Source organism: Paracoccus sphaerophysae (genome assembly GCF_000763805.1).
Taxonomy (GTDB): Bacteria; Pseudomonadota; Alphaproteobacteria; order Rhodobacterales; family Rhodobacteraceae; genus Paracoccus; species Paracoccus sphaerophysae.
In genome coordinates, this window is record NZ_JRKS01000013.1 from 19,013 (window position 1) to 44,355 (window position 25,343).

Annotated in this window: 31 protein-coding genes; 27 read left to right on the top strand and 4 right to left on the bottom strand. The window is 68.8% G+C overall.

What is annotated here, in order from left to right; all coding sequences use genetic code 11:
• Positions 1–145: 145 nt before the first annotated feature.
• From IC63_RS18710 to IC63_RS05995, 3 genes are read left to right on the top strand one after another with little or no spacing between them, the layout of a single operon-like run.
• Positions 146–625: a hypothetical protein gene (locus tag IC63_RS18710; RefSeq protein ID WP_036717950.1), complete on the top strand. Its 480-nt coding sequence runs from the start codon at positions 146–148 to the stop codon at positions 623–625.
• Positions 622–1,080: a MerR family transcriptional regulator gene (locus IC63_RS05990; RefSeq protein WP_084115541.1), complete on the top strand. Its 459-nt coding sequence runs from the start codon at positions 622–624 to the stop codon at positions 1,078–1,080. Before IC63_RS18710 ends, IC63_RS05990 begins: the two co-directional genes overlap by 4 nt.
• A complete protein-coding gene (locus IC63_RS05995; RefSeq protein ID WP_036717954.1) occupies positions 1,077–1,301 on the top strand; it encodes a DUF7220 family protein in 225 nt (74 codons plus the stop codon). The genes IC63_RS05990 and IC63_RS05995 overlap by 4 nt, the downstream gene beginning before the upstream one ends.
• Positions 1,302–1,557: 256 nt before the next feature.
• Here IC63_RS05995 and IC63_RS06005 read toward each other — a convergent pair whose 3' ends face one another.
• Positions 1,558–2,094: a DUF3489 domain-containing protein gene (locus IC63_RS06005; RefSeq protein ID WP_036717960.1), complete on the bottom strand. Its 537-nt coding sequence runs from the start codon at positions 2,092–2,094 to the stop codon at positions 1,558–1,560.
• Positions 2,095–2,190: 96 nt separating this feature from the next.
• Complete coding sequence (locus tag IC63_RS06010; protein WP_036717963.1) at positions 2,191–2,463, bottom strand: hypothetical protein; 273 nt, start codon at positions 2,461–2,463, stop codon at positions 2,191–2,193.
• Between the two features lie 111 nt (positions 2,464–2,574).
• Between IC63_RS06010 and IC63_RS06015 the strand changes: the two genes are divergently transcribed.
• From IC63_RS06015 to IC63_RS18715, 13 genes are all read left to right on the top strand, one after another.
• Complete coding sequence (locus IC63_RS06015) at positions 2,575–3,171, top strand: hypothetical protein (protein ID WP_036717966.1); 597 nt, start codon at positions 2,575–2,577, stop codon at positions 3,169–3,171.
• Positions 3,119–5,122, top strand: a complete 2,004-nt coding sequence (locus IC63_RS06020) for a phage terminase large subunit family protein (protein WP_052041918.1) — start codon at positions 3,119–3,121, stop codon at positions 5,120–5,122. Before IC63_RS06015 ends, IC63_RS06020 begins: the two co-directional genes overlap by 53 nt.
• A gap of 2 nt (positions 5,123–5,124) precedes the next feature.
• The gene (locus IC63_RS06025; RefSeq protein ID WP_036717969.1) at positions 5,125–5,334 is read left to right on the top strand and encodes a phage head-tail joining protein; all 210 of its coding nucleotides are present in this window, start codon (positions 5,125–5,127) and stop codon (positions 5,332–5,334) included.
• Positions 5,334–6,902, top strand: coding sequence for a phage portal protein (locus IC63_RS06030; protein ID WP_036717972.1), 1,569 nt, complete (start codon positions 5,334–5,336; stop codon positions 6,900–6,902). Before IC63_RS06025 ends, IC63_RS06030 begins: the two co-directional genes overlap by 1 nt.
• Positions 6,903–6,907: 5 nt before the next feature.
• The gene (locus tag IC63_RS06035) at positions 6,908–8,965 is read left to right on the top strand and encodes a prohead protease/major capsid protein fusion protein (RefSeq protein WP_036717976.1); all 2,058 of its coding nucleotides are present in this window, start codon (positions 6,908–6,910) and stop codon (positions 8,963–8,965) included.
• A gap of 74 nt (positions 8,966–9,039) precedes the next feature.
• Complete coding sequence (locus tag IC63_RS06040) at positions 9,040–9,375, top strand: DUF2190 family protein (protein WP_036717980.1); 336 nt, start codon at positions 9,040–9,042, stop codon at positions 9,373–9,375.
• The gene (locus IC63_RS06045; RefSeq protein ID WP_036717983.1) at positions 9,375–9,686 is read left to right on the top strand and encodes a head-tail joining protein; all 312 of its coding nucleotides are present in this window, start codon (positions 9,375–9,377) and stop codon (positions 9,684–9,686) included. Before IC63_RS06040 ends, IC63_RS06045 begins: the two co-directional genes overlap by 1 nt.
• Entirely contained in the window at positions 9,683–10,315 is a 633-nt protein-coding gene (locus IC63_RS06050; RefSeq protein ID WP_036717986.1) for a DUF6441 family protein, read from the top strand. The genes IC63_RS06045 and IC63_RS06050 overlap by 4 nt, the downstream gene beginning before the upstream one ends.
• A gap of 48 nt (positions 10,316–10,363) precedes the next feature.
• Positions 10,364–11,323 carry a hypothetical protein gene (locus IC63_RS17955; RefSeq protein ID WP_156965373.1) on the top strand — a complete coding sequence of 320 codons (960 nt, stop codon included), beginning with the start codon at positions 10,364–10,366 and terminating at the stop codon, positions 11,321–11,323.
• 44 nt (positions 11,324–11,367) lie between these two features.
• Positions 11,368–11,787 carry a hypothetical protein gene (locus IC63_RS06060; RefSeq protein WP_036717992.1) on the top strand — a complete coding sequence of 140 codons (420 nt, stop codon included), beginning with the start codon at positions 11,368–11,370 and terminating at the stop codon, positions 11,785–11,787.
• A gap of 24 nt (positions 11,788–11,811) precedes the next feature.
• Entirely contained in the window at positions 11,812–12,753 is a 942-nt protein-coding gene (locus tag IC63_RS06065; RefSeq protein WP_036717994.1) for a phage tail tube protein, read from the top strand.
• A complete protein-coding gene (locus IC63_RS06070) occupies positions 12,753–13,190 on the top strand; it encodes a hypothetical protein (RefSeq protein ID WP_036717996.1) in 438 nt (145 codons plus the stop codon). The genes IC63_RS06065 and IC63_RS06070 overlap by 1 nt, the downstream gene beginning before the upstream one ends.
• Positions 13,191–13,258: 68 nt before the next feature.
• Positions 13,259–13,432: a DUF7697 family protein gene (locus IC63_RS18715; RefSeq protein ID WP_456299423.1), complete on the top strand. Its 174-nt coding sequence runs from the start codon at positions 13,259–13,261 to the stop codon at positions 13,430–13,432.
• Here the strand turns inward: IC63_RS18715 and IC63_RS06075 are convergent.
• Complete coding sequence (locus IC63_RS06075; RefSeq protein ID WP_036717998.1) at positions 13,422–13,802, bottom strand: type II toxin-antitoxin system VapC family toxin; 381 nt, start codon at positions 13,800–13,802, stop codon at positions 13,422–13,424. The genes IC63_RS18715 and IC63_RS06075 overlap by 11 nt on opposite strands.
• Positions 13,802–14,014 carry an AbrB/MazE/SpoVT family DNA-binding domain-containing protein gene (locus tag IC63_RS06080; RefSeq protein WP_036718052.1) on the bottom strand — a complete coding sequence of 71 codons (213 nt, stop codon included), beginning with the start codon at positions 14,012–14,014 and terminating at the stop codon, positions 13,802–13,804. The genes IC63_RS06075 and IC63_RS06080 overlap by 1 nt, the downstream gene beginning before the upstream one ends.
• 70 nt (positions 14,015–14,084) lie before the next feature.
• Here IC63_RS06080 and IC63_RS06085 point away from each other — a divergent pair, with 70 nt between their 5' ends.
• The 11 genes from IC63_RS06085 (at position 14,085) to IC63_RS06130 (ending at position 25,318) form a co-directional block, all read left to right on the top strand.
• Complete coding sequence (locus IC63_RS06085) at positions 14,085–16,502, top strand: phage tail tape measure C-terminal domain-containing protein (RefSeq protein ID WP_036717999.1); 2,418 nt, start codon at positions 14,085–14,087, stop codon at positions 16,500–16,502.
• Entirely contained in the window at positions 16,502–17,128 is a 627-nt protein-coding gene (locus IC63_RS06090) for a DUF2460 domain-containing protein (RefSeq protein WP_036718000.1), read from the top strand. Before IC63_RS06085 ends, IC63_RS06090 begins: the two co-directional genes overlap by 1 nt.
• Complete coding sequence (locus IC63_RS06095; RefSeq protein ID WP_036718001.1) at positions 17,125–17,475, top strand: hypothetical protein; 351 nt, start codon at positions 17,125–17,127, stop codon at positions 17,473–17,475. The genes IC63_RS06090 and IC63_RS06095 overlap by 4 nt, the downstream gene beginning before the upstream one ends.
• A complete protein-coding gene (locus tag IC63_RS19060; RefSeq protein WP_268939895.1) occupies positions 17,468–17,599 on the top strand; it encodes a hypothetical protein in 132 nt (43 codons plus the stop codon). Before IC63_RS06095 ends, IC63_RS19060 begins: the two co-directional genes overlap by 8 nt.
• Positions 17,600–17,603: 4 nt before the next feature.
• On the top strand, positions 17,604–18,263 hold the full coding sequence (locus IC63_RS06100) for a lysozyme (RefSeq protein ID WP_036718003.1): 660 nt from the start codon (positions 17,604–17,606) through the stop codon (positions 18,261–18,263).
• Positions 18,264–18,266: 3 nt separating this feature from the next.
• Entirely contained in the window at positions 18,267–18,497 is a 231-nt protein-coding gene (locus IC63_RS06105; RefSeq protein WP_036718005.1) for a hypothetical protein, read from the top strand.
• 86 nt (positions 18,498–18,583) lie between these two features.
• A complete protein-coding gene (locus tag IC63_RS06110; RefSeq protein ID WP_036718007.1) occupies positions 18,584–18,814 on the top strand; it encodes a hypothetical protein in 231 nt (76 codons plus the stop codon).
• A 126-nt stretch (positions 18,815–18,940) separates the two neighbouring features.
• Entirely contained in the window at positions 18,941–19,825 is an 885-nt protein-coding gene (locus IC63_RS06115; RefSeq protein ID WP_036718009.1) for a DUF2163 domain-containing protein, read from the top strand.
• On the top strand, positions 19,822–20,256 hold the full coding sequence (locus IC63_RS06120; protein ID WP_036718011.1) for a C40 family peptidase: 435 nt from the start codon (positions 19,822–19,824) through the stop codon (positions 20,254–20,256). Before IC63_RS06115 ends, IC63_RS06120 begins: the two co-directional genes overlap by 4 nt.
• A 9-nt stretch (positions 20,257–20,265) precedes the next feature.
• The gene (locus IC63_RS06125) at positions 20,266–24,231 is read left to right on the top strand and encodes a baseplate multidomain protein megatron (RefSeq protein WP_036718014.1); all 3,966 of its coding nucleotides are present in this window, start codon (positions 20,266–20,268) and stop codon (positions 24,229–24,231) included.
• 10 nt (positions 24,232–24,241) lie between these two features.
• Positions 24,242–25,318, top strand: a complete 1,077-nt coding sequence (locus tag IC63_RS06130) for a DUF2793 domain-containing protein (RefSeq protein ID WP_036718016.1) — start codon at positions 24,242–24,244, stop codon at positions 25,316–25,318.
• Positions 25,319–25,343: the final 25 nt, after the last annotated feature.

Here is a 25,343-nt window from a genome sequence, read left to right on the forward strand (position 1 = left end):
GCCGACCCCGCGCGCCTGCTCTGGCACCCGGTCGAGTGGCGGGAACCGGACGGAACTGTTGCGGCTCTGGCCGACGCCGAGGGCCAGCGCCAACGAGAACCGGCAGACGAAGCCGACGCCGTCGCAGGCAGCAGGCCAGCACGGGATGAATCTGGCCACGACGGTCGCCCTGTGGCCGACGCCGCAGATCGACAGTTTCCGCAGCCGGGGTGGCGAGAGGAAAGACGAGAAGGGTCTGGACCGGATGGCGCGGGACTGGCCGACGCCGATGGCGAACGACGGCTGCAAGCCGAGCGCGGGCAACCGCCGGACGGCCGACCTGACCCATGCAGCGGGGATGTGGATGACGCCGACGGCCCGCGATCACAAGGATGGCGCGACGACCTTGGCGAACACGCCGGTGAACGGCCTGCTTGGCCGCCAGGTCCTGGTTACGCCGATGGCTGGGAGCGATACCTCCGAGCCGCGCCGGACCTTGAACCCGCTGTTCGTCGAGGCGCTGATGGGCTGGCCCACCGGGTGGACCGGCTTCGCCTCTGTGGCAACGGAGTGGTTCCGCTGGTTGCGGCGCATGCGCTGCGAACTCTGGCGGCTGAACTGCTGGCCGATGGATGAGGCGGCATGAAAACGTGGACGATCCATGAGATCGCCGACGCCTGCGCCATGACGACGGGCGAACTGAGCCAATGGATCTCGCGTGGTCATTTCCGACCTTCCGTGGCTGTGCGGCCCGGTCAGCGCCGGCGGTTCGATTGGCGCGATCTCGCATGCCTTGCAGTCATGAGAGTGCTGAGGAAGCACTCACTATCGTTAGACGGGATGGCGCTGTTCGTCTCGGACCTGCGCGACGACCTCGCCGGGATGAACGACATCTCCGACATCTCGGGCCGGTCCTTCTTCTGCGCGGACTGGGGCAAGCAACAACCCTGTCCGACCGTGGGGCTCGTCATCGAAACGGATCTCTTCGCGGTGCTGAAACGGCGACCCGAGACCGTGATCATCGTGGACGTTGCGACCGTGTACCGTGATGCTGCTGGTGCAATCCCCGTCGTTACGGCCGCGGGAGGTGCCGCGCTGTGAAGCAGAGCCGGATCATGTCGATGGTCGAGGCAGCGACGAATGTCGTCGTCGGCTATGTGCTGGCCATCGCCACGCAGATCGTCGTGTTCCCGTGGTTCGGGATCGAGACGGGGCTTGCGGAGCATCTGACCATCGGCCTCGCCTTCGTCGGCGTCTCGCTGGCGCGCGGCTACCTGCTGCGTCGGTTGTTCGAGGCGATCCGGGTCCAGAGCGCAGAATGAGACACCGCCGCCCAGAATGCGGGGCGGCGGCTCATGGGCATTGGCTGACCGATCTACGCGTCCCCTTGGCGGAGCGTGGCGTGGACCGCGCGCCAATCCACCCCTGCGTCCCTGAGGACCTCGCGCAGCTCCTTGATGAGGCGCCATGGCACTCGGGCCTCGTAGGAATGCTCGTGCTTGCGGAGCGGGGGATATGCCGCCAGCTGCAGCGCGATCCCGAGGATGCGGTGCTGCGGGTCCGGGCGGTCGGCGGGGCTCAACGCCCGGCCCCCTCGCGCATGTCGCAGATGCGGTAGCGACGTGCGCCGCCATCGACCTTCTCGGAGATTATGGTCAGCCCGAGCTTCTTTTTCAGGGCGCCGGACATCGCTCCTCTGACTGTATGACTCAGCCAGCCCGTTTCGGCGACGATCTCGTCGATGGTCGCGCCGCCCTCGGCGCGGAGCATCTCGATCAGGGTCTCCTGCTTGGTGCCCTTCCGGCGCTGGACCGGGGCGGTTGGCGTCTCAGCCGGCAGCGTGTCGTCCTGCTCGTCCGTGATCCCGAGGGTGCTGTAGGCCAGAGGGGTGGCGCGCAGCGTGATCGGGCCGCGCTCCTCGTCGTGCCGCCAGACCGTGTTGACGTCCGTGGCGCCGTTTTCCTCGATCAGGCCCTGCTTCAGAAGGCTCTTGCAGACGTTGCCGACGGCGCCGCCCTTGAGGCTGGCGGTGACGGGAAAGACCGCCCCGTCCTCGCGCGCGCAGGCGGTGGACAGGATGACGGCTTGGGCGTCGGAAAGCTGAATCTGGGTCATGGGGTCGTCTCCTTGCTCGAGGCCCGCGTCATGCGGCGCCTTCTACGACCCCGAGCCGCGCAGGGCGCGCGGCGGGAGTTCCGGCAGCGCCGGAGATCAGCGGGCGTGCTCGCCCTCGCCGAAGGCGCTGTCGGTGATGCGCTTCAGGAGGCTGGCGTAGTGTTCGAGGGTGCCGACCATGGCCCAGCCCACCTCTTCGGGGGCGCAGTTGAAATGGTCGTCGCTGAGCGCCTGCAGGCGGGCGAGCATCTCGTCGATCTCGGCCTTCTTGCCGACGAAGGCGGCGAGTGCGGCCTCCTTGTTCCAGCGCGCCTTCTCGGCGCGGAGTTCGTGGCGCGGGGTGGTGATCGGGTTCAGGCGGCTGGTCATCGTGGTGGCTCCTTGGTGAGTTGCATCGCTTCGCTGGAGTGACGTTCGCTCTCTCCGCCGCGCTTATCAACTCGATAAGCACATGATTTAGAATGATAATCGGAGCAGCCGATGCAGGGCATGAGCGAGCGCCAGTACGCCGCGCATGTCGGGCTGTCGCGCGGTGCGATCCAGAAGGCGAAGACGGCCGAGCGGCTGGTCCTCTATCCGGACGGCAGCATCAACGCGGCCGCCAGCGATGCCCGGCGTGCCGAGACGACGGACCCGTCCAAGACCCGAAAGCCGCCCGCGCCGAAGCTGAAGCCCGTCCCCGAAGCTGCGGTGGCGGCTGTTGGCGACACGCTCCGCGAACAGGGTCTGGCGGTCCCGGCGGTCGGCGGCGGCACGACGTTCCTGCAGGCGAAGACGGCCAACGAAGTGCTGAAGGCGCAGGAGCGGCGCATCCGGCTCCAGAAGCTGAAGGGGGAGTTGATCGAGCGGGCCCGCGCGCTGGCGCTGGTGTTCCGGCTGGCGCGGGAGGAACGGGACGCGTGGGTGACCTGGCCCGCGCGCGCGGCGGCGCTGATGGCGGCTGAGCTCTCGGCCTCGTTCAGCGACGCGACAGGCCAGCAGATCACCGTGGAGCCAGCCGCGATGCAGAAGGTCCTGGAGAAACATGTACGCGCCCACCTCGACGAACTCGCCGAGGTCCGGCCCGACTTCCGGTGAAGATGACACACTGACGGACTTCGACGGCGCGGGCGAGATCCTGCGCGCCTGGGGCAACGGGCTGCGGCCCGACCCGGACCTGACCGTTTCGGAATGGGCGGACCGGCACCGGATGCTCTCGGGCCGCGCCTCCGCGGAGCCCGGGCGGTATCGCACAGTGCGCACGCCCTACATGCGCGAGATCATGGACCGGCTGAGCCCCGGCGATCCCACGCAGCGGATCGTGTTCATGAAGGCCGCGCAGGTCGGCGCGACCGAGGCGGGCAACAACTGGATCGGCTTCGCCATCCATCAGGCGCCGGGGCCGATGCTGGCGGTCCAGCCGACCGTGGAACTGGCCAAGCGCAATTCGCGCCAGCGGATCGACCCGCTGATCGACGAGAGCCCCGAGCTGCGGGAGCGGGTGAAGCCCGCCCGGTCGCGCGACGCGGGCAACACGATGCTGTCGAAGGAGTTCGCGGGCGGCATCCTGATCATGACGGGAGCCAACTCGGCGGTCGGGCTGCGGTCCACCCCGGCGCGGTACATCTTCCTCGACGAGGTCGACGCCTATCCTGCCTCGGCCGACGAGGAAGGCGATCCGGTGACGCTGGCCGAGGCGCGGTCGCTGACCTTCGCCCACCGGCGCAAGGTGCTGCTGGTCTCGACGCCCACCATCAGAGGGCTGTCGCGCATCGAACGGGAATACGAGGCCAGCGACCAGCGCCGGTTCTTCGTGCCGTGCCCGCATTGCGGCGCGATGCAATGGCTGAAGTTCGACCGGCTGCGCTGGCAGAAGGGCCGCCCGGAGACGGCCGAGTATCACTGTGAGGGCTGCGAGACGCCCATCGCGGAACACCACAAGACGGCGATGCTGGAGGGGGGCGAATGGCGGGCGACCGCCACGGCCGCCGATCCGACCACGGTCGGGTATCACCTCTCGGCGCTCTATTCGCCGATCGGCTGGCTGAGCTGGGAGCGGATCGTGCGGGCATGGGACGCGGCACAGGGCTCGGACGAGGCGATCAAGGCGTTCCGGAACACGATCCTCGGCGAGACCTGGGTCGAGACGGGAGAAGCTCCGGATTGGCAGCGGCTTTACGACCGCCGCGAGCGCTGGACATCCGGCACGGTGCCTGCGGGCGGGCTGTTCCTGACGGCCGGGGCCGACGTGCAGAAGGACCGGATCGAGGTCGATGTCTGGGCGTGGGGTCGTGGCTTGGAGTCCTGGCTCGTCGATCACGTCGTCATCGAAGGCGGTCCTGATCGGCATGACGCCTGGTCGGAACTGACCGCGCTGCTGGATCGAAGCTGGCCGCACGAGCGCGGCGCGCATCTCAGGATCGCACGGCTGGCCATCGACACCGGCTACGAGGCCCCGGCGGTCTATTCCTGGTCGCGGGCGCAGGGGTTCGCGCAGGTATCGCCGGTGAAGGGCGTTGAAGGGTTCAACCGCTCCAGCCCGGTGTCGGGGCCGACCTTCGTCGATGCGACCGAGGGCGGCAAACGCCTGCGGCGCGGGGCGCGGCTCTGGACCGTGGCGGTGTCGACCTTCAAGGCCGAGACCTACCGCTTCCTGCGGCTGGCGCGCCCCACCGATGAGGACATGGCTGACGGGGCGGCATTCCCGCACGGGTCGGTGCATCTGCCGCACTGGGTCGAGAACGAATGGCTGAAGCAGTTCGTGGCCGAACAACTGGTGACGGTGCGCACCAAGCGCGGCTTCGCCCGGCTGGAATGGCAGAAGCTGCGCGAGCGCAACGAGGCGCTGGACTGCCGGGTCTATGCCCGCGCCGCCGCCTGGATCGCGGGCGCGGACCGCTGGTCCGACGAGAAATGGCGCGACCTCGAGGATCAGCTCGGGGCGGCCCCCACCGACACCGATCCCGCCGGGCAGATCAACCGGCCGGGACAGGCCCCGCAGGGCAAGCGCCGCTCCGACTGGCTCGGGCGGCGCGGAGGATGGTTCTGAGCATGACCGACTGGACGGAAACCGAGCTCTCGGCGCTGCGCCGGGCCTATGCCAGCGGCACGACCCGCGTCAGCTATGACGGCAAGTCGGTGGACTACGGCTCGGCCGAGGACCTGCTCGCCCGCATCCGCACCATCGAGCGCGCCATCGCGGGCACCAATCGCCCGCTGCCGGTCGCCGGGCTCGCGGGCTTCAGCCGCGGGGATCGCTGATGTCGGCGACCTGGTTCGACCACGCCATCGCCACGGTGGCGCCGCGCATGGCCGCCCGCCGCGTGATGGCGCGTCAGGCGTTCGAGACTCTGACGCGGGGGTATGACGGCGCTGCACGCGGACGGCGCACGGACGGCTGGCGCGCGCCGGGATCCTCGGCCGACACCGAGATCGGCGTGGCCGGAGCGCTGCTGCGCGACCGGATGCGCGATCTCGTGCGCAACAACCCGCATGCGGCGAAGGCCGTGGCGGTGCTGGTGAACAACATCATCGGTGCCGGGATCATGCCGCGCGCCGCGAGCGGCGACGACAAGCTCGACCGCAAGGTCGACGCGCTGTTCGAGCGCTGGACGGTGGAGTGCGACGCCGACGGCCAGCTGGACTTCTATGGACTGCAGACGCTGATCTGCCGCGAGATGGTCGAGGCGGGCGAAGTGCTGGTGCGCCGCCGTCTGCGGCGGGCCAGCGATGGCTTGCCGGTGCCGCTGCAGTTGCAGGTGCTGGAGGCCGACTTCCTCGATGCCACGAAATCCGGCGTCCTCGGCGCCGGGCGGCTGGTGCAGGGGATCGAGTTTGACCCGGTCGGCAAACGCCGGGCCTACTGGCTGCATGCCGAGCACCCCGGCGACGCGTCGGGGGCGCTCAACGGTGGGCTCGGATCGCGCCCGGTCCCAGCGACCGAGATCGCCCATGTCTACGAGAAGCAGCGCACGCAGGCGCGCGGCGTTCCATGGGGCGCGCCGGTGATCCGCAGCTTGCGCGATCTCGACGATTACGAGGTGGCGGAACTGGTCCGCAAGAAGACCGAGGCCTGCGTCACCGCCATCGTCTTCGGCGACGACGAGGCCCAGCAGGGCATCGCGCCTTCGGTGGTTGATGCCGACGGGAACCGGGTGGAGCAGTTCGAGCCGGGGCTCATCGCCTATGCGCGCGGCGGCAAGGACATCCGGTTCAACCAGCCCTCCGCCACCGGCGGCTATGGCGAATACAAGCGTGCGAGCCTGCACACGATCTCGGCCGGGTTCCGCGTGCCCTACGAGGTGCTGACGGGGGACCTCTCCCAGGTGAACTATTCCTCGATCCGGGCGGGGCTCGTGGAGTTCCGCCGCCAGATCGACGCCGTGCAGTGGCAGCTCTTCATCCCGATGTTCTGCGCCCCTAGCTGGCGCTGGTTCACGGAAGCCGCCTGGGCCGCGGGTCTGATCCCGTCTCCGACCGTGCCGGTCGAATGGTCGCCGCCGAAGTTCGAGGCGGTCGATCCGCAGAAGGACGCGATGGCAAACCTGCTGTCGATCCGCTCGGGCACCATGACGCTGGCCGAGGTGATCGCGAAACAGGGCCGCAACCCCGACGCGGTGCTGGCCGAGATCGCCGCGACCAATGCCAAGCTCGACGCACTCGGGCTGGTGCTCGACAGCGATCCGCGCCGAGTCACCAAGACCGGCAGCGCGCAGAGCAGTGACGCGGCGACCGATCCGGCGACCGATCCGGCCGACGACGAACCGGACACCGACGACTCCTCGGCCGACGCGGACAATGAACCGGCGCAGGCCGACCAACAGGACTGACCTTCATGGACACGATGATCGAACTGCCGGCCATGCGCCGGTCGGCGGAGCTTGCGCCGAACACGGCCGATGCCGACACGCGGACCGTCGAGGTGGTCTGGTCGGCAGGCGCCCGTGTCCGCCGCGCCACCTTCTTCGGCGAACCCTATGACGAGGAACTGAGCCTCGATCCCGCCCATGTCCGGCTCGACCGGCTGAACGCGGGCGCGCCGTTCTTGAAGGTGCATGAACTCGACACCCTCGACGCCGTGATCGGGTCGGTCGTGCCGGGTTCGGCCCGGATCGAGAACGGCCGCGGCATCGCGCTGGTGCGGATCAGCGAACGCGCCGATGTCGAGCCGATCTGGCGCGACATCCAGGCCGGGCACATCCGCGCGGTCTCCATCGGCTATCAGGTCCACCGCTTCGAGGTTTTGAAACCCGAGGCCGCGCGCGAACTCTGGCGCGCGGTGGACTGGACACCCTTCGAGGTCTCCGCCGTCGCGGTCGGCGCCGACCCGGCAGCGGGCTTCCGCGCCCAGCATCCCCTTCACGACTGCGTCCTTCACCGCCGGGACGCCCCTTCAAGCACGAAAGGACCGATCCCGATGACGGACAAGACCGAAACCCCGGCGAGCGACGCCGGCACCGCCGCCACCACCCAGCCGACTGAGCCGAATGATACCGAGGACACCACCATGACCGAGCCGAAAGCGGCTGCGCCCGACCCGAAGGTCGCCGCAGTCGAGACGCGCAGCCAGCCGAAGACGCTGGCAACTCCCGCGCCCGACACCGAAGCGGTCGCCACCCGCGCCCGCGAGGCCGAACGCGACCGCGTCTCCACCATCTATGATCTGGCCGGGCGGCTGAACCTCGAGCGCGGCTTCGCCGAGGATCTGGTGAAACGCGGCGTCAGCGTGGACGAATCCCGTCGCCTGATCCTCGACCAGGTCGCCGCGAAATCGGACGAGACCCGGACCTTCCCCCATGTCTCCGCGCCGCTCGGCGGCCGGGACGAGCGCATCACCCGCCGCGACGCCGTGGCGAACGCGCTCCTGCACCGCTACAGCCCGACGCTGTTCCAGCTGGAGGACGCCGCCCGACAGTATCGCGGCATGACGCTGCTGGAACTGGCCCGCGAAAGCCTCGGCAACGCCGGGGTCAACACGCGCGGCCTGTCGCGCGACGAGGTGGCGACACGCGCGCTGCATTCGACCTCGGACTTCCCCGAGATCCTGTCGGCGGTCACCAACAAGACCCTGCGGCAGGCCTACGAGGCCTATCCCCGCACTTTCATGCTGTTCTGCCGCCAGGTGCTCGCCACCGACTTCAAGGCGATGCACCGGGTCCAGCTCGGAGAAGCGCCCCAGCTGCTCGAGGTCGGCGAAAGCGGCGAGTTCAAGCGCGGCACGCTCGGCGAGAGCAAAGAGAGCTACAAGGTCAAGACCTATGGCCGGGTGGTCGCGATCACCCGCCAGACGCTGATCAACGACGATCTCGACGCCTTCACCCGGATCCCGGCGATGTACGGCAACTCCATCGCCCAGCTGGAGTCGGACGTGGTCTGGGGCATCATCACCGCCAACCCGGCCATGGCCGACGGCAATGCGCTGTTCCACACCACCCACAAGAACCTCGCGGGCACAGGCGCGGCGCTTGATGTCAGCAGCGTCGGTGCGGCCCGCGCCGCCATGGCCAAGCAGACGGGCCTCGACAAGAAGACGGTGCTGAACGTCCGCCCCGCCTTCCTGATCGTGCCCGCATCGCTGGAGTTGAAGGCCGAGCAGCTGGTCGCGCAGAACCTCGTGCCCGCCGCGACGTCCAGCGTGGTGCCGCAGTCGATCCGCACGCTCGCGCCGATCAGCGAGCCCCGGCTCGACGCCGCCAGCGAGACCGCGTGGTATCTGGCCGCGAGCCCGAACCAGATCGACACCATCGAGTACGCCTATCTCGAGGGCCAGCAAGGCGCCTACATCGAGACCCGCAACGGCTTCGACGTCGACGGCGTCGAGATCAAGTGCCGCCTCGACTTCGGCGCCAAGGCCATCGACTGGCGCGGCCTCTACAAGAATCCGGGCGCGTAAGGCGCGCTTCCTGAACCCTGACATGCGGGCGGTATCGACGGGCCGCCCTTCGTCTTTCCACGAGGATCACCCCCATGAAAAACTACGTCCAGCCCGGCAACACCATCACCCTGACCGCACCCTATGCCGTCGCCTCTGGCGATGGCCTGCTCGTCGGCTCCATCTTCGGCATCGCCGCCGGGGCGGCCGCCCTCGGCGAGCCCGTCGAGACCGCGCTCGTCGGCGTGTTCGACATCACGAAGGTCGGCTCGCAGGCCTGGACCGTCGGCACCAAGGTCTATTGGGACGACACCAACAAGCGCTGCACGACGGTCGCGACCGACAACACTCTCGTCGGCGTGGCCGTCGAGGCGGTGGCGAGCGGCGCGGGCGACACCATCGGCCGGGTCCGCCTGAACGCGGCGTTCTGATGAGCGCCTTCGCCGCCGCCGTGGATGCGCTCTTCGCCGATCCGAACATCGGCCGGGACGCGGTCTACATCGCCGACGGCGGCGCGCCCGTTCTGGTGCGCATCGTCGCCCGACGTGCCGATGCCGTCACCGACTTCGGCGACGCCCGGCTCTGGTCCGAGACCACCCGGATCGACCTGCGCGTGGCTGAGGTGCCGACACCGCGTCCCGGCGATCGCATCGAGATCGACGGGGACGCCTTCCTCATTCAGGGCGAGCCCGTCCGTGACCGCGAGCGGCTGGTCTGGACCGTCACCCTGAGGCTCGCGTGAAACTGAAGCTCGACATCGATCCCGACATCGCCGCGATGATGGCAGCGGAGGTGGCGGCGGGCGAACGCGCCGTTACCGCCGCCATGCGCGAGGCCGGGACCGGGCTGAAGACGGCCTGGCGGTTGCAGATCACCGGCGCGGGGCTCGGGCCCCGGCTGGCCAACTCGATCCGGAGCCAGAACTTCCCGAGGTCGGGCGAGAGCCTCGACGCGGCAGCGCTGGTCTGGTCGAAGGCCCCGGTCATCGTGGGCGCCCATGACACGGGGCCGCTGATCCGCTCCAAAGACGGGTTCTGGCTGGCGATCCCGCTGCCCGCCGCAGGCAAGTCCCTGCGCGGCGGCAGGATCACGCCCGGTGAATGGGAGCGGCGACGCGGCCTCCGCTTGCGCTTCGTCTATCGCCGGACGGGCCCGAGCCTGCTGGTCGCCGAGGGGCGGCTGAACACGAAGGGACAGGCGGTCGTATCGCGCTCCAAGACCGGGCGCGGAAAGGTCACCGCGCCGATTTTCCTGCTGGTGCCGCAGGTCAAGCTGCCGAAGCGGCTGGACCTGGCGCGGGATGCAGACCGGGCATTGGACAGTGTGCCGGGGCTGATCGTGGCGAACTGGGTGGAGGGAAAAGTTGATTGACCGCAATCAAAGTGGTGCTCGGGAGGATAACGGATTATGCATGGGGCCATGTCCGACCTGCTCACGAATGCCCTGAACTCAATCCAACTAGGGATCGAGGACTACCAGTCGAACGACCTACGACGCCCAGTGAGCGCCGTTCGCAACTTTTATGCTGGAGTTCTGCTGCTTGGTAAGCAGTGTCTTCTCAATGAAGCGCCCGATGCTGATCCTATGGAAGTTCTAGGATCGCGCTTTGCGCCTAAGCCTGATGGCAAAGGTGGCGTGGTACATGAGCCGGAGGGACACCAGACAATCGACCTGGGGCAACTCCGTCGGCGGTTTCAGGATTTCGGCCTTCGTTGGCCGAACGGAGATGTTAACTCGCTTCAGCGGGTACGTAATGATCTGGAGCATTTCCATTCTCCAGCGCCGCATCAGGCACTTCGCCAAGCAATTGCGGACTGCTTTCCCCTTGTGGAGGGATTCTTTGCGTTGCTTGAAGTCGACCCTCGCGAAGCGCTCGGGTCCGCTTGGGAGATAATGCTGAGCGAAGAAAGATTTTTCTCTGAACAGAAGCTGACATGCGATGCTACTTGGAAGCAACTTCCTTGGTCTGAAAATATTGATAAACTAAAAAAGATAGCTTGCCCAAAATGTGGCTCATCATTGATCTACCAGGAGGATTCGCTGAACGGTGATCCAGCAATGATCCAAGGAAAATGCAAGGCGTGCGGAGCACGATTTGGGGAAGAAGAGACAATTACACTTCTTCTGGAAGCGCAATATGGCGACGACGACTATGTCGCAATGACCGATGGTGGTGATCCGATCGTTGGCGACTGCCCGGAATGTGGATCACATACCTACGTCCACGATCCGGAAGGCCCTTCACTATGCTTTTGGTGCGACTTCACCATAAGTGGTGATTGTTGGCGATGTAATGCGCAGCTGACACCTCAGAATACGTCCGTCAATGACAGTAGTATGTGCGACTACTGCTACTGGATGACAAATAAGGACGATTGATCAGACTGATAATTCGTCGCCTTCTTTGGTCATCGGAACTGAACATGCCCACACCCCGCGAAACCATCCTCGCCGCGCTGCACGCGCGGCTCTCGGCGCTGCCCGCCACTGCGCTCCGCGGCGAGGTGCTGCCCGAGCGCGTTCCGGCCGAGGGGCTGCTGATCGTGCGCGACGGCGAGCCGGGCGAGCCCGAGGTCACGCTGTCGCCGCTCGCCTACCACTACCAGCACCGCGCCGAGATCGAGGCGGTCGTGCAAGGCGCCCACCGTGACGCCGCCTTCGACGCGCTGACCGCAAGCATCGGTTCGGCGCTCGCTGCCGACCGCACGCTGGGCGGGCTCTGCGACTGGGTCGAGGCCGAAGCCCCGCGCCCGGTCGATCTGCCGGTCGAGGGCGCGGCCAGCCTGAAGGCCGCGGCGATCCCAGTGGTGCTGCACTATTCCACGGCCGATCCACTGGCCTGACCCCGACAACCCGAGGAGAACACCATGGCACGAGCCCAGGGGGCGCGGGCGCTGATGGCGCTTGCGTTCGAGACGACCTATGGAACGCCGCCCGTCAGCGGCTTCACCCGCATGCCCTTCGCCAGCACCTCGCTCGGCGCGGAACAGCCGCTGCTGAACTCGGAGCTGCTCGGCTACGGCCGCGATCCGCTGGCGCCGATCAAGGACGCGGTGACGGCCGATGGCGATGTCGTCGTGCCGCTCGACGCCGAGGCCCTCGGCTTCTGGCTGAAGGCGGCGTTCGGCGCGCCCACGACCACGGGTGTGGAAGCCCCGTACAGCCACGAGTTCCAGTCGGGGTCCTGGACGTTGCCCAGCATGTCGATCGAGACCGGCATGCCCGAGGTGCCGCGCTATGCGATGTATTCCGGTTGCTTGCTCGATCAGATCACCTGGCAGATGCAGCGGTCCGGCTTGCTGACCGCGACGGCCCGATTGGTGGCGCAGGGCGAGACGGTCGGGACCACGACGAGCGCCGGGACGCCTGCGGCGCTGGAACTGAAGCGCTTCGGCCATTTCAACGGCTCGATCACCCGGAACGGGACCGCCCTTGGCAATGTGGTCTCGGCCGAGATCACATATGCCAACAACCTCGACCGGATCGAGACTATCCGGAACGACGGCCGCATTGACGGGGCGGACCCGTCCATCGCGGCGCTGACCGGCCGGATCGAGGTCCGTTTCGCCGACCAGACGCTGGTGACGCAGGCCATCAACGGCGAGGCCTGCGAGATGGAATTCGCCTACGTCCTGCCCTCGGGCGAAAGCTTCACCTTCACTGTTCACGCCGTCTACCTGCCACGCCCCCGGATCGAGATTTCGGGGCCGCAGGGCGTGCAGGCCACCTTCGACTGGCAGGCCGCCCGCGACAGCGTCGTCGGCCGGATGTGCACCGCCACCCTCGTGAACGATGTGGAGACGTATTGATGCTGACGCTCGATCTGACGAACGCGCCGCGCTGGCATGACCTGGGGCCCGGCGTCCGGCTGCAGCTGCGCCCACTGACCACGGCGCTGATGGTGGCGACTCGCAGCGACCCGGCCGTCGAGGCGGTGCCAGAGGAGGCCGCCGACGAGGAGCGCGCGGTCGCCTTCGCCAGGGCGCTCGCGCGCCGCGCCGTGCTCGCCTGGGAGGGCATCGGCGATGCCGACGGCAACGCGATCGACCCGAGCCCCGAGGCCATCGACGCGCTGCTCGACGTCTGGCCGATCTTCGAAGCCTTCCAGCTGACCTACGTCTCGAAAGGCCTGCTGCTGGAGCAGGAAAAAAACGCCTCCGCGCTCTCGCCGACTGGTCCTTCGGCGGGGGCGAGCGCTACTGCCAAGCCTGCCCGCAAGCCTGCCCGGACTGCCCGGCGCGGCTGAACTGTCCGGAAACTCCGGAGGGTTGGCAGGTCTGGGACCTGGTCGGCCGTCTCGGCGGCCAACTTCGTGTGCTGCCCGGCGCGGTGATCGGCTGGGACATGTCGGCGGCGCTGGCGCTTGGTGACGCGCTCGGCGTGCCGTCGCTCGCCATGGCCGAACTGCTACCAGTCATCGAGGCGGTGATGGTGCGGAAGCTGAACGAGGAACTGGCCGCGAATGGCGGCCCCGGTGTCAGGTCTTGATCTTCTCGATCAGCGAGACGCCGGGCAGCCCCTGGAAATGCGCGTCGCAGGTCAGGAGCGTCGCGCCCTGTGCGCGGGCGGTTGCGAAGATGATCGCGTCGGCGGTGGCGAGCTTGTGCTCGCGGCAGGCTTCCGCGGCCGCCAGCGCGATCTCGGTGTCGAGCGGGACGACGTGGCAGACCTGCGTGAAAGCGATGACCTGATCCGCCTTGTCCTCGCCGACCTCGCGGGTCAGCCATTTCGCCAGCTCGAACTGGACCATGGTCGGGACCAGCCACTCGGCCTGTTCGGGCAGATGTTCGGACAGCTTCTCGCCGGTCGGCGAGCCGATGAGCCACTCGATCCACGCCGACGTGTCGACGAGGATCATCAGAACCGGTCCGAGCGGTCGCGATAGTCGGTGGCAGATGCTCCGCGCGCGAGCCCTTTCAGCGCCTCTCGCTTCGGCACCGGCACCAGCAGGACGCCGGTGCCTTTCGGGATGAAGGCAAAGGTCAGCCCGGCTTCCCAGTGCTGCGCCGCGCGGATCGCCTTGGGGATCGAGATCTGGAACTTCGAGGACAGGGTCGCGGTCTCGGCCATGGTCATACCCTCATGTGATCGATGGCTAAAACGTAAGACCCCCATGCGGCGAAAGCAAGGACTCTGACCGATGGCAGAAAAACGGGTTAGCGTCCGCCTCGCCGCAGTGGGCGGACGGCAGGTGCGCGCCGAGCTGGAGGGTGTCGGCGAGGCCGGGTCGCGTGGCTTCGGACGGCTCAGCCGGGAGATGGAGGCGGCCAACGCACGGCTCGCGGCCTTCTCGCGGCGGGTGCGTGTGGCCGCCGCTGCCGCAGTTGCCGCCGCGACCGCCGCTGGCGTGGCGATGATCCGGTCCGGCCTCCAGACGGTCGATGCGCAGGCCAAGCTCGCGCAGTCGCTCGGCACCACGGTCGCCTCGATCCAGACGCTGGAGCGCGCGGGCGAGCTGGCGGGTGTATCGATGTCCGGCATCGAGCAGGCGACGAAGGATCTGACGCGCCGTCTCAGCCAGGCGGCCGCCGGAACCGGACCCGCCGCCGACGCACTCGACCGGCTGGGCCTTTCGGCCAACGAGCTGATCGCCCTGCCGCTGGACCAGCGGGTGGGTGCGATCAACGCCGCCATCGAGAGCTTCGTGCCTGCCGCCGAGCGCGCCGCCGTCGCGGGCCAGCTCTTCGGCGAGGAAGGCTCCATCGCCATGTCGCGGATCGACACCGCGACGCTGCGCCAGGCGACCGAGGACGTCCTCGCCTTCGGTGTCGTCGTCTCGGAGCAGGATGCCGACCAGATCGAACGGACGAACGATGCCATCTCACGGCTCGGTCTGATCTGGCGCGGGCTCTCGAACCAGCTCGCGGTCGCAGCAGCCCCGGCGCTGGAAGCCGTCGCCAATGCCATGGCGGCGGTGGCCAGTCGGACCGGGCCGCTCGGCATCGCGATCCGCGGCCTCTTCGACAACATCGGCCGCCTCACAACCTATGCCGCCACCTTCGCGGCCTTCCTCGCGGGCCGCTGGGTCGCCGGCATGGCCGCCGCGGCTCTCTCGGTCCGTGGCCTCGCCACGGCGCTGGTCGTCCTGCGCGGGGCGCTGATCCGGACCGGCATCGGGGCGCTGATCGTCGGCGCGGGCGAGCTCGTCTACCAGTTCAGCCGTCTCGTCTCCGGCGCGGGCGGCTTTGGAGAGGCGATGTCGCTCCTGAAGGACGTCGCCGTCGAGGTCTGGGAGAGGATCAAGATGGGCGCGGCTGCGGCGGGCGCCGCCGCCACGGCGATGTTCTTCGACCTGAAGGCGGATGCCGCATCGGGCATGCAGAGCGCCATCGAGAGCGTGGTCGGTTTCGGCAACACCGCCGCGAACACGTTCGAGGGCGCCTACGAGGCGATCAAGGCGATCTGGGGCCTGCTGCCCGCCGCCATCGGCGATCTTGCATTCCAGGCGGCCAACAGCTTGGTCGATGGCGTCGAGGCGATGCTGAACGGCGTGGTCTCGCGCATCAACGGCTTCATCGGCGGGATCAACCAGGGGCTCGAAGCGCTCGGGTCGGAGCGGCGCATCTCGCTGGTGCCCGACCTCGACCTCGGCGAGATCGAGAACCGCTTCGAGGGGGCAGCCAGTGCCGCCACGACTGCGGCGCAGGCGGCGTTCGACCGGGCCTTCGAGGACAACCCGCTGACCGCGCCCGATCTCGGCCTGACCGAGGCGGCAAACCGGGCGCTCGAATCCGCGAACCTCTATCGTGGCGCGGCGCGCGATCTGGCCGAACGGGCACGTGCGCCCCTCGAAAGCTGGCAGGCGCTGCACGATGCCGTGCGCGGTACCGACGAGGCCAGTGCCGATGCGCTGACCGAGGCCACTGGCGCGGCCGAACGGCTGGAGACGGCGCTCGGCGATGCCGGGCGGGCCGCCACGGGTGCGGGTGCGGCTGCCGGGGCTGCTGCTGCGGCAGCAGAGCCCGTGACTGAAGCTGCCGTCACCGGTTGGCAGGCCGTCACCGCCGCGCTGTCGGATTACGCCAGCAAGGCTCGCGACATCGGTGGCGACATCGGCCAGAGCCTCGTCGGCGCCTTCCAGTCGGCGGAGAACGCGGTCGGTGAGTTCGTGAAGACCGGCAAGCTGAACTTCCGCGATCTCGTCACCTCGCTGCTCGCCGATCTCGCCCAGCTGGCCGCGCGGCGTTTCATCCTCGGACCCATCGCGAATGCGCTCTCCGGCGTGTTCTCCGGCGCAGGTGGGATCTTTGCCAACGTCCTGCATGCGGGCGGGATGGTCGGATCGGCTGGGCCGTCGCGCATGGTCCCGGCCATGGCCTTCGCCGCCGCGCCCCGGATGCACTCCGGCGGCATGGCCGGCCTCCGCCATGACGAGGTGCCCGCGATCCTGCAGCGGGGCGAGCGGGTGCTGTCACGGCGGGAGGCACAGAGCTACGGCGCGGGCGGCGGGGTGAACGTCACCATCATGGCCCGCGACGCCGAAAGCTTCCGGCAATCGAGGACACAGGTCGCGGCCGACATCGCCCGCGCCGTGTCGCTCGGGCGAAGGGGGATGTGATGGCGTTTCATGAGGTCCGGTTTCCCGACAACATCAGTCGCGGAGCGCGGGGCGGGCCGGAGCGGCGCACCCAGATCATCGAACTCGCCTCCGGGGACGAGGAGCGGAACGCCAGCTGGGCCAACTCGCGCCGCCGCTACGACGTCGCCTATGGCATCCGCCGCGCCGACGATCTCGCCGCCGTCGTTGCCTTCTTCGAGGCGCGGAACGGGCGGCTCCATGGCTTCCGGTTCAAGGACTGGGGCGACCACAAGTCCTGCCTGCCCTCGGGCACGCCGTCGCCGACCGACCAGCCGATCGGCATCGGCGACAGTGCAATGACCGCCTTCCAGCTGGTCAAGCGCTACGCCTCAGGCGCGCAATCCTGGACGCGCGCCATCGCCAAGCCGGTGGCGGGCACCGTGCGCATCGCGCTGTCGGGCGTCGAGCAGCCCTCCGGCTGGTCGGTCGATGCCACGACCGGCGTCGTCAGCTTTGGCGCCGCGCCAGGCTCCGGCGTCTCCATCACTGCGGGCTTCGAGTTCGACGTGCCGGTCCGCTTCGACACCGACGTGCTCGACGTGACGCTCGACCTCGAGCGGCTCGGCTCGATCACCTCCATTCCGCTGTTGGAACTGCGCCGATGAACGACGAATCCCGCTTTATTGCTGCGGTTCTGAAAGAACTCGCTACGTCCACGGCGGTGATCCTCGCCGCTTGGGGCGCTCTCGGCGGCGCCACGAACGCACTGACCACGAAGATGCGGCTGCGCGATGCGCTGCGGCACATCCTGCTCGGCGGGCTGATCGCGGCCGGGATGGGCAGCCTCTCCATGGCCGTGATCACCGCCTGGCTGGGGCTGTCGCCCGAGACGATCCCCGCGGGCGGGGCGGCAGGATCGGCGGCCTATCTCGTCGGCGTCTTCGGCCCGGCCTTCATCGAGATGCTGCTCGCCCGCCTGCGCCGCGTCAACGAAAGCGCTGGCGATGAATGAACTTCTCCGCCTCGCGCGCTCCTTCCGCTGCGACCCCGCCGACCCCCGGCAGGCCTTCGCCCATCGCCTGCGCATCGGCCTCGTCGTTGCGGCACTGATCCTGATCCTCTCGCTTTTCCGGTAATCCCATGCACATGACCGACCGGGGCCTGCTGGCCCTCGTCCGGCACGAAGGCATCGTGCCCGGACCCTATCTCGATGTGAAACAGGTCTGGACCTTCGGCATCGGCCACACGGCCGCGGCCGGGTCGCCCGATCCGGCCACCATGCCGCGCGGCATGCCAGGTGACCTAGATGCCGGGATCCGCGATGCGTTCCGGGTGTTCCGGGCCGATCTCGGGCGCTACGAGGCGGCCGTCCTGCGCGCCGTGAAGGTGCCGCTCAAGCCGCACGAGTTCGATGCGCTGGTCAGCTTTCACTACAACACCGGGGGTATCGCGAAGGCCGCGCTGACCCGGCACCTCAATGCCGGCAATCGCGTTGCCGCCGCCGGCGCGTTTCTGAACTGGCGGCGACCAGCCTCCATCATCCCCCGCCGGGAGGCCGAGCGCGACCTGTTCCGCCATGGTCGCTATCCCGGCGGCACGATCCCGGTCTGGTCCGTGGATCGCACGGGCCGCGTGGACTTCTCGCGGCCGGTCCGTCGCCTGACCGAAGACGAGGCTCTGGCGCTGCTGCGGCCGTCGCCGCTGCCGAGGCCGCCGGTCCTCGATCCTGCTCCCGACGCCCCCACCGGCTGGCTCGCCCGGCTGGCCGCCTTCTTCTCCACCCTGATCCAGAGGGCCTGACCCATGCGCTACGTTCGCCCCAACTCGCTCACCTGGTGGGCGGGACTGCTCGCCATGCTTACCGGCATCGCGTCTCTTTCGCTGCCCGCCATAGGTTCGCTCGGCGAACTGTCCCGTCTCGTCGCGCTGCTTGCCGGCTCGGGCGATGCCTCGCCGGCCGGGCTGATGTTCCTCGGGCTGGGCCTGATCGGCCTGCGCGACCGGATCGAGCGCGGGTTCCGTGGCGATGCTTGAGTTCATCGCCGGTCTGGTCGTGGGCGGCTGTCTCGGGGTCTTCGTCGTCGCCCTCTGCGTCGCCGCCGCGCACGGGGAGCGGGACGGTGGCTGAGTTCCTGATCTGGCTGGTCGCGGCTCTGGGCGCGGTCGGAGGTGTCGTCCTCGGCCGCGTCTGGGGGCGTGCGGAAGGGGAACGCGCGGGCAAACGGGAGGCGGAACGCGATGCGATCGAAGACAAGAACAACCGCGTCGAGCGCGGGCGGGATGCGGTTCGCAATGGCCGCGGCGCTGGCGATCCTGCTGACCGGCTGCGCCGCAACGACGGGCGCTGGTGATGCGGGCTGCGCGTCCTACGCCGAGGCTCGGCTAGGCCGACCTGCTGCCGAGACCGTCGCGGAGGTTCCGCCGGACTGGGCGGACTGGATCGCCGATCTCGACGACCGCATGACGGGAACCTGCCGATGAAATCCCTCTCGCCCAACCTTCAGGCGCATCTCGACGAGGGCACGACGACGCTCGCCTGGTGCTGGCGGATCACGCGGGCCGATGGCGTCACCTTCGGTTTCACTGATCACGACCGGACGCTGGGCTTCGACGGCACCGCCTTCGAGCCCGAGAGCGGGCTGATCGCCTCAGAGGTCCGTTCTGGTTCGGACCTGTCGGTTGATGCGCAGGATGCCGAGGGCGTGCTGACCTCGGACCGCATCACCGAGATCGACATCCTCGATGGGCGCTGGGACAACGCCGAGGTGGAAGTCTGGCGGGTGAATTGGGCCGACACCAGCCAGCGGGTGCTGATGCGTCGCGGCGCCATCGGCCAGATCCGGCGCGGGCGGCTGGCCTTCGTGGCAGAGGTCCGCTCGCTCGCGCATGTGCTGGGCCAAACGGTCGGGCGGACCTTCCAGGCGACCTGCGATGCCGCGCTCGGCGATGCACGCTGCGGCGTCGATCTGGAGAATCCTGTTTACAAGGGCGCGGGCGCCGTCATCGATCTCCTGCGCGACCGGGCTTTCACTGCCTCGGGGCTCGGCGGCTTCGCTTCGGGCTGGTTCACCTTCGGCACGCTGGAATGGACCAGCGGAGCGAACGCCGGACGACGCACCGAGGTTTTGGGCCATGGCGTCACGGACGGCATCGCCGTGCTGACCCTGCTCGAGGCGCCGGTGCGTGCCATCGCCGAGAGCGACGCCTTCACCATCCGCGCGGGCTGCGACAAACGGATGGAGACCTGCGGGGCGAAGTTCGCGAACACAGCCAACTTCCGCGGCTTCCCGCACATCCCCGGCCAGGACGCCGTTCTCCGCTACGCCACGAAGGATGGCGGGCACGAGGGGTCAGTGTTGTGATCTCCGCTGATCCCCAGCGCGTCGTCGCGTCGTCGCGCTCCTGGCTCGGCACGCCGTACCACGACCAGGCCAGCCTGCGCTGTGTCGGCTGCGACTGCCTCGGGCTGGCGCGGGGCGTCTGGCGCGAGGTTGTCGGCCCCGAGCCGTTCCCGATCCCGCCCTACAGCCGCGACTGGGGCGAGACCGGACCGCGCGAAGTGCTGGCCGAGGGCGCACGACGCATGATGATCGAGGTGGAAACGATAGCTGTTGGTCCCGGCGCGCTGGTGCTCTTCCGCATGAAGCCCCGCGCCATCGCCAAGCATCTCGGGATCGTCACCGGGCCTGACAGCTTCCTCCACGCCTATGAGCGGCTCGGCGTGATCGAGGAACCGCTCACCCCATCCTGGCGGCGGCGCATCGCCTTCGCCTTCCTGTTCCCGCAACGCTGAGACCCAGACATGGCCACCCTCGTTCTCGGCGCGGCCGGCGCCGCCATTGGCGGCAGCATCGGCGGCGCAATCCTCGGCGTCAGCGCGGCGACCATCGGCGGGTTCATCGGCTCGAGCCTCGGCTCGGTGGTCGACAGCTGGATCGTCTCGTCGCTGGCGCCGACGCAGCGCATCGAGGGCGCGCGGCTCGACACGCTGCGCATCACCTCGGCCACCGAAGGCGCCGTGATCCCGCGTGTCTACGGCCGTATGCGCATGGGCGGCAACATCATCTGGGCGACCGATTTCCGCGAGGAGACGAAGACCACCACGCAGGGCGGCGGCAAGGGCGGCGGAGGCGGCAAGGTCAAAACCACCGAGTATCTCTACTATGCCAGTTTCGCCGTGGCGCTCTGCGAGGGCCCGATCACCGGGATCGGGCGCATCTGGGCCGACGGCAAGCCGATGGACCTCTCCGGCGTCACCTGGCGCTGGTATCCGGGCGACGAGACGCAGACCGCCGATCCGTTAATCGCCGCGAAGATGGGCGCTGCCAACACCCCCGCCTATCGCGGCACCGCCTATGTGGTCTTCGAGGAACTGGCGCTTTCCACCTATGGCAACCGGCTGCCGCAGCTGTCGTTCGAGGTGTTCCGGCCTCTGGCCGATCCAGACACGGCCGAGGGGCTGACCCGCGCCGTCACCATGATCCCGGCTTCGGGCGAGTTCACCTATGCCACGCAGGCCATCCGCAAGACCGATGGCGGCGCGACGGTACCCGAGAACCTGAACACGCTGGCCGACTCCACCGACATGGTGGAGGCGCTCGACCGGCTGCAGGCGATGGCGCCTGCGGTCGAGAGCGTGAGCCTCGTCGTCGCCTGGTTCGGCGACGATCTGCGCGCGGGATCGTGCAAGGTGCGACCGGGCGTCGAGGTCTCGGCCAAGTCGACCACGCCTGCCAGCTGGTCGGTGAACGGCGTCAGCCGCGCCAATGCCTTCCTCGTCAGCCGCGACGACCAGGACCGCCCGGTCTATGGCGGCACGCCGTCCGACTTCGCGGTAGTGCAGGCGATCCAGGAGATGAAGGCCCGCGGGCTGCGCGTCACCTTCTATCCGTTCATCCTGATGGACGTGCCGCCCGGCAACAGCCTGCCGAACCCGTATTCCGACAACGCCGCCGAGACCGGCCAGCCGGTCTTTCCATGGCGGGGGCGGATCACCTGTACTCCTGCGGCGGGGTTCGCCGGGACCGTGGACAAGACCGCCACGGCCGCCAATCAGGTTTCGGCGCTGTTTGGCGCGGCCACGCCTGCCAGCTTCAGCGTCTCGGGCGAGAGCGTCAGCTGGACCGGGCCGTCCGGCGACTGGGGCCTGCGGCGCATGGTGCTGCACTACGCCCATCTCTGCGCGGCGGCGGGCGGGGTCGATGCTTTCCTGATCGGGACCGAGATGCCGGGGCTGACGACCGTCCGCTCGGGTGCGTCCACCTATCCGGCGGTGCAGACCTATCGGGACCTGCTCGCTGATGTGCGCTCGATCCTCGGCTCCGGGACCAAGATCGGCTACGCCGCCGACTGGTCGGAGTATTTCGGGCATCAGCCGGGCGACGGCAGCGGTGACGTGTTCTTCCACCTTGATCCGCTCTGGGCCGATCCGGAGATCGATTTCATCGGTGTCGACAACTACATGCCGCTGTCGGACTGGCGGGACGGGTTCGAGCATCTCGACGCGGCCGAGGGCTGGCCCGCGATCTACGACCGCGCCTACCTGCAGGGGAACATCGCGGGCGGCGAAGGCTTCGACTGGTTCTATGCCAGCGCCGCCGACCGAACTGCGCAGGTGCGGACCACCATCAAGGACGGCGCCGCCAGCAAGCCGTGGGTCTTTAGATACAAGGATCTGCGCGCCTGGTGGTCGAACGCCCACTACAACCGCCCGGGCGGGGTGGAGAGCGGCACGCCGACGGCATGGGCGCCGCAGTCGAAGCCGATCTGGTTCACCGAGCTCGGCTGTCCGGCCATCGACCGCGGCACCAACCAGCCCAACGTCTTCTTCGATCCGAAATCGTCGGAGAGCTTCACCCCACATTTCTCGCGGGGCTGGCGGGACGACGCGATCCAGCGCTCCTACCTGGAGGCGACGTATCTCTGGTGGGCCGAGGGCGCGAACAACCCGGTCTCCTCGGTCTATGGCGGTCGCATGGTGCATGTGCCGGAATGCGCCGCCTGGACCTGGGACGCGCGGCCCTATCCCTTCTTTCCCGCGCTGACCGACGTCTGGACGGACGGGGCGAACTGGCGGCTCGGGCACTGGCTGACCGGGCGCCTCGGGGCGGTGTCGCTGGCGGCGCTCGTCCGGCACCTCTGCCTGCGCGCCGGACTGCCCGAGACCTTGATCGACGTCTCTGGCCTCTGGGGCGCGGTCGAGGGCTACGCCATCACGGCGCTGGAAAGTCCGCGCGCGTCGATCACCACGCTGTCGCGGCATTTCGGCTTCGACGCGGTGGAGACCGAGGGCGTGATCCGCTTCGTCATGCGTGGCCGGACCTCGGTCGTCACCCTCGCGCCCGGCGACCTGGTCGCCCCTCGCGAGGGCGATGTGCTGGAACTGACGCGCGGCCAGGAGACGGAACTGCCGCAGGCGCTGAAGTGGCAGGTCGCCCGCGCCGACGAGGATTACGACGCGGCCCTCGTCGAGGCGCGGCGCATCACCGTGGACACGACGCGTATCGCGTCCGAGAGCTTTCCGATGGCTGTGCCGCCCGAGGAGGCTGAGCGCCGCTGCCGCCGCGCGTTGATGGAGGCGTGGGTGGGGCGCGAGACGGCGGCGTTCCGTCTGCCGCCCTCGCGCCTGGCGCTCGATCCCGCCGACGCGATCCGGCTGGAGCATGACGTGCGGCTGGTCGATCTGCGGCTCGTCTCCATCGCGGATGCCGACGCGCGCGGGGTCGAGGCCGTTCGCCAGGACCGCGCGACCTACGACCTGCCGCCCGGCGATCCCCGCGCGGCGTCGCTGACGCGGGCGGTCGTGTTCGGCGCGCCGGATGCGCTGCTGATGGACCTCCCACAACTTTCCGAGGACCAGCCCGCGCATCGACCGTTTGTGGCGGCGCACGCAGTTCCCTGGCCGGGCGAGATGGCGGTGTTCCGCAGCCCCTCGACCGATGGCTTCGAGTTGCTGACCACGTTCGGCAGTCGCGCCCGGATCGGGGTGCTGGTCTCGGACCTCTACGCGGGCCCCACGTCGCGCTTCGATCTCGGGAATGCGCTGGTGATCGATCTGCTCACCGGCACGCTGGAGAGCGCCACCGACCTGACCCTGTACGGCGGTGCAAACGCTCTGGCCATCGAGAGCGCGCCCGGCGTGTGGGAGATCGTTCAGGCGGGCGCGGCGGAACTGCTGGCGCCCGGCCGCTATCGCCTGACCCGGCTCCTGCGCGGGCAGCGCGGCACCGAGGGCGCCATGGGCAACCCGGCGCCCGCTGGCGCCCGCGTAGTCGTGCTGGACACGGCGCTGGCGTCCCTGCCGATCGCCGAGGCCGATCTCGGCATCCCGTGGAACTGGCGCATTGGCCCCGCGAGCCGCCCGGTCAGCGACGAGACCTACGTGGGGCAGACCTTCACGCCTGAGGGCGTCGGGCTGCGGCCGTTCTCGGCCGCCCATGTCGAGCAGCCGTGGCGTAGGCCTCGCACGCCCGGCGATCTGACGATCCGCTGGACGCGCCGGTCCCGCGCGCTGGCGGCCGACAGCTGGGGCGGGCTCGAGGTGCCGCTGGCCGAGGAACTGGAAGCCTACGAGGTGGAGATCCTCGACGGTCCTACTGTGAAGCGGGTGCTGAGCACGACCGCCACCAGCGCGCTCTACACCGCCGCCCAGCAGATCGCCGACTGGGGCGGGCCGCTCGGTCCCGGCGACACGCTCGACATCCGCATCTTCCAGCTCTCCGCCCTTGTCGGGCGGGGCGTGCCCAAGACCATCACGCTGGTACTCTGAAGGCCATCCCATGTCCGACGCCACGACCCATCTCCTGCTGCCCTACATCCTGGCGGCGCAGGCCCAGAAGCACGTCACCCACAACGAGGCGCTGCGGATCCTCGACGGTCTCGTCCATCTCTCGGTGCTCGACCGGGATCTGGCAGCACCCCCAGCGAGCCCCGCCGATGGCGACCGCTACATCGTCGCCTCGGGCGCGAAGGGTGACTGGGCGGGCTGGGACCTGAACGTCGCGCTCTGGACCGACGGCGCCTGGCTGCGCCTGCCACCGCGCACCGGCTGGCGGGCGTGGGTCGAGGACGAGGGCCTGCTGATGGTCTACGACGGGTCTGGCTGGGTCGGCACCACGCCCGCGGCGCTGCAGAATATGGCGCTGCTCGGGCTCGGCACCACAGCGGATGCGTCGAACCCGTTCTCGGCCAAGCTGAACGCCGCGCTCTGGACCGCGAGGACCGTGGCCGAGGGCGGGACCGGCGATCTGTTCTACACCATGAACAAGGAGGCTGCGGGCGACGACCTCGGCCTCACGCTTCAGACCGGCTTCGTGACCAAGGCACTGGTCGGCCTGTTCGGCTCCGACCGCTTCCGCCTCGCGGTCTCGGCCGACGGCAGCACCTTCTTCGACGGGCTCAGCGTCGACAACGCCACCGGCGTCGTCGACCAGCCCCGGCTGCCGCGCTTCAAGGCCTACACGAACTACGACAACTACGTCGGCGTCGGGACCTGGACAAAGATCGGCCTCAACAACACCGACACCAACGATCAGGGCGCGTTCGACGCCGCGAACAACCATTTCGTGGCCCCGGTTGACGGCACCTACCTCTTCGGCGCGACGCTCCTCTACAAGATCAACGCCAGCGCGACGGCGCGCATGAGCGGGCGGCTCGTCCTCAATGGCACAACCGAAATCCGCGGCTCCCTCGGCGAAATCTCCGCCACCCACGTCTCGCTCGCCACCGCCATCTGGCTGCAGACCATGGTGCCGCTCACCGCGGGCGATACCGTCGAGCTGCAGGGGTATTTCCGGGTTGCGGACGGCTACTTCGCCGCCGATCACACGTCCTTCTGGGGCTGCAAGGTCGGCTAAATTCTCGCCACGCTGACGGTACCGT